Genomic DNA, 3482 nt, shown 5'->3' on the forward strand with positions numbered 1-3482 from the left:
TCAATCCTAAGCACTTTAAAAACTGGTTTACAAGCTGCTGCTACTGTACTTCATAAACCTGGAATACGCTGTAAATAACTTCCACAAGTTTGTGGGATGGGCGTCCCGCCCGTCCAAAAAGGACGGGCGAGACGCCCATCCCACAATAACAATTAAAATTGTAAGTTATTTAATTCGCGATCCTTAGTAGAACTTACCCATAAATACGAAACGGAAGAAACCGGGTTTTTTAGCTGTGTTAAAGGCTCAACAGCAATATTTCCGTAAAAAACCCGGTTTCTGTATCCATGAGTATTAAGGTGCCAGCAACTTCGCATCTCCCGGCTGCGGCTGGGGTATCTCCGGCGAATTCGATCGCCCTTGTGGTTTTTCCCCCGCCGTCGGTGTGCGCCCACCCCCGGAATTCTCCGTAAAAACATCAACCAAAGCTTGAACCAAAGCATCCCGCTGTGCTCTATTTAACCTTTGAATAGCAGCGCGATCCTGTTCCATTGGATTCGATCGCAAAACGTCCTTTCCCGGATAAACGCTTTCCACCAAATAATCGGGAGTCGCCCCCAAATAGTCAGCTAAACTCAACTTCCAATCAAAGCGGTAATTGGGCGGCCGTCCTTTGACAAATACGTGATATCGAATCAATCGCCCGACTAAAGTATTGGTAGGATCGACTTTTCCTGTTTCCTTAGAAATGTAGTTATTTTCGATCGGCAAATCCGGCAATTTTTCGTACACCAATTTCCACGCATCTTGCACCCTCACTTGTGGCGGCGCAGATTGTTGAGCCACCCGCTGCACTGAGGCCGACTCAGAACTCCGCAGCAGCGAAGGTTTCAAAGCCGACATACTCAGTTCCCCGGATTCCAATACCCAACTCAAAAGCGTGAAAATCGCTACACTCAAAGTAACCAACAGAAAACTTAAGCCCTGCTTTAATCTATTCACGGTTTTGACAAGAATTTCAAAAATAGAATAATTTCATAAACTTACCCCAAGCAGATGTCCTAGTTTCTAATTTTAGGACTTAGGAAAAGAAACCCGGTTTAGGAAAATCAGAAGTTTGTCAACGAGACAGCTAAGAAGAAACCGGGTTTCTCGCCCAGGCCCGCCAGTCTAGTTTGAGAAAGTTTTGAGTGTGGAGTGTGAAAAAATTGCTCGCAATTCACCACTCAAAACCCAAAACTCCCAAAGTCTAGATGTCTCCGATAATTTCCGGCTGAGTCAGTTCGTCCGACATCTCAAATATCGCCCGCATTACAGGTTTCATTTGATGGTCATCCATATTGTCAAAATCTTCATAGCGACGGCGTTTTGCGCGGTTCGCCACCTGCACCGTAATCCGATAGCGGTTGGATGCACCGTTAATCAACTCTTCCGCCCGACGAGTTAGCTGAGTTGAATCGAAGGTTGGACGCTTAACCATGAGACTCCCTACTTTATGTAATGTTACATTCTAGTCTAGTATGTCAAGATTCATAATTTATTAACTGAGTATCATTGCTTATGCAGGTAGCAACAGCCTATTCCTTTGGTCACTTGCATCGGGGAAATTCTCATCCCCTCAAATTGGTTGCTTTCGGTGACAGCTTAATCTACGGTTTCGGCGACGGTGTAGGCGGTGGCTGGGTAGAAAGATTGCGGCGCCAGTGGATGTTACCGGAGAGTGCAGGACACGTTTTATACAATTTGGGCGTTCGGGGCGATCGGGCTTATCAAGTCTCCCAGCGGCTCGAAAACGAGTTTCGCCACCGGGGCGAACTCAGAAACCGCGTCCCGGATGCGATTATTCTTTCGGTAGGCCTCAACGATTCGGCGAGAGTGCAGTCGCCTACGGGGCGCAGCTACACTGATTTTGAACATTTTAAAACTGTTTTGGATCATTTGTTAAACCTGTCCCAACAACTTTGTCCGGTGATATTTGTCGGGATGGTGCCAGTGGATGAAAGTAAAATGCCTTTTCAAGATTGTTTGTATTACAATCATGCTGACCAATATCGGTATAAAGAGGCAACGAAATTAGCTTGTGAGTTGCGGGGAATTCCCTATTTAGATATTTTTGATAAATGGGTAAATCGGGGCAGTGATTGGTGGCGATCGCGCCTGATTGCAGACGGGCTGCATCCCAATGCAGCGGGCTATCAATCTTTATTTGAAGATGTGACAAGTTGGGAGCCGCTAGCCTCTATTAGTCATTAGTTCAGTAGTCATTAGTCATCAGTAAAAATGAAGTAGGGTGCGTCAACTAGCATTATTTCCGCTACAAACTAAGAATTTCACAACTTATGCACTCCCGCAAAAAACGGTGCGTCCGATTCATACTTTCCGTGCCAATTAAAAATCTCAAACCTGACGAACCCTACCACTGATTGTATTCTTGACCATCAAGTGAAACTTGATAAAATTCTCAGTAACCAGGTGGGTGTTGCAAGCTACCAACCACTTTGTCGATCGCACTTGCGATCGCCAACAACTCCATTTCACGCCACCGCTTACCAACAATTTGCATCCCAATCGGTAAACCATTTTGAGTTTGTCCAATTGGAATTACCACGGCAGGATGTCCACTAAGATTAGAAGGCAGGGTGTAAGCCCCGTTTGCCACTACATGAGGATAGGATCTGCCATTAACGTCAACGGCACTCCAAGCGGGACGATGGGTAAACGCAGCTGTTGCCGCAACGGGACAAAGCCATACATCCCACGGTTCTAATGCCTCATCTATATGGGCAGTGAAGGCATCGCGCTGTGTGAGTGTCTCGAAATATCCTTTCAAACTTGGATTCAATATCTCAGGTAGGAATCTGCTGAAATCTGCTTCGTAAAACTTACCTAAACTTATCTAAACTCATTTTTAGATACAATTCGTGTTCACTTCCTACGCTGTTGGGTAGTCGGCTATCCCAAGATAAGTAGGCTATCCCCCTCAAGCCGAGGGTTCCCAGTTTAAAATATTTAGACTTGCGTTCCAATCCCGATCTAAAGATATGCTACAAGCAGGACAATCAAAAGTCCGAAAGCTTAGTGGCATATCCTTTTTAGTGCCACAATTCGAGCAAGTTTTGGTACTAGGAAACCACTGGTCTACCAGTACCAAATTAGCTCCATACATTCGACACTTATAGTCGAGTTGACGCTTGAATTCGTAAAACCCAAGGTCAGATATTGCTCCAGCTAACTTGTGATTCGCCATCATTCCTTTCACATTCAGATTTTCAATCTTAATTATCTTATAGCCTTTCTCAGAAAGATGAGGTATGATGTTACTGACACTCACTCGTGAGGGTCAAACAGAGAATATCAGCTCAAATGAACTATAATTACATGGTTCAGTAAAGCCACGCGAAAGCCATACCACACATAATAGAATTTTTTTGACAGCACGATCTGGTTGATTCACAACACGTTTACTTGTACTCCTCTTCATACATTGTTAAAAATGAAAGCTTATTCGATTGATTTTAGGCAAAAAATCCTTGATACTTATC

5 protein-coding genes are annotated in these 3482 nt (G+C 44.5%); 1 reads left to right on the plus strand and 4 read right to left on the minus strand.

Annotation, left to right across the window (positions count from 1 at the left end; genetic code table 11):
• Positions 1-294: 294 nt before the first annotated feature.
• Both QT990_RS35490 and QT990_RS35495 read right to left on the minus strand, forming a co-directional pair.
• Positions 295-942 (minus strand): hypothetical protein, encoded by a 648-nt coding sequence (locus QT990_RS35490; RefSeq protein ID WP_333466391.1) that lies wholly within the window; start codon positions 940-942, stop codon positions 295-297.
• A gap of 247 nt (positions 943-1189) precedes the next feature.
• Positions 1190-1420 carry a DNA-directed RNA polymerase subunit omega gene (locus QT990_RS35495; RefSeq protein WP_015175138.1) on the minus strand — a complete coding sequence of 77 codons (231 nt, stop codon included), beginning with the start codon at positions 1418-1420 and terminating at the stop codon, positions 1190-1192.
• A gap of 80 nt (positions 1421-1500) precedes the next feature.
• On the opposite strand from QT990_RS35495, the gene QT990_RS35500 reads away from it, so the two are divergent.
• Positions 1501-2193: a GDSL-type esterase/lipase family protein gene (locus tag QT990_RS35500; RefSeq protein WP_333148171.1), complete on the plus strand. Its 693-nt coding sequence runs from the start codon at positions 1501-1503 to the stop codon at positions 2191-2193.
• A gap of 208 nt (positions 2194-2401) precedes the next feature.
• Here QT990_RS35500 and QT990_RS35505 read toward each other — a convergent pair whose 3' ends face one another.
• Together QT990_RS35505 and QT990_RS35510 are read right to left on the minus strand one after the other, a co-directional pair.
• Positions 2402-2770: an amidase family protein gene (locus QT990_RS35505; RefSeq protein ID WP_333466392.1), complete on the minus strand. Its 369-nt coding sequence runs from the start codon at positions 2768-2770 to the stop codon at positions 2402-2404.
• Positions 2771-2920: 150 nt separating this feature from the next.
• A complete protein-coding gene (locus QT990_RS35510; protein WP_333466393.1) occupies positions 2921-3271 on the minus strand; it encodes a transposase in 351 nt (116 codons plus the stop codon).
• Positions 3272-3482: the final 211 nt, after the last annotated feature.

This window comes from Microcoleus sp. T3_B1, assembly GCF_036700445.1.
Taxonomy (GTDB): Bacteria; Cyanobacteriota; Cyanobacteriia; order Cyanobacteriales; family Microcoleaceae; genus Microcoleus.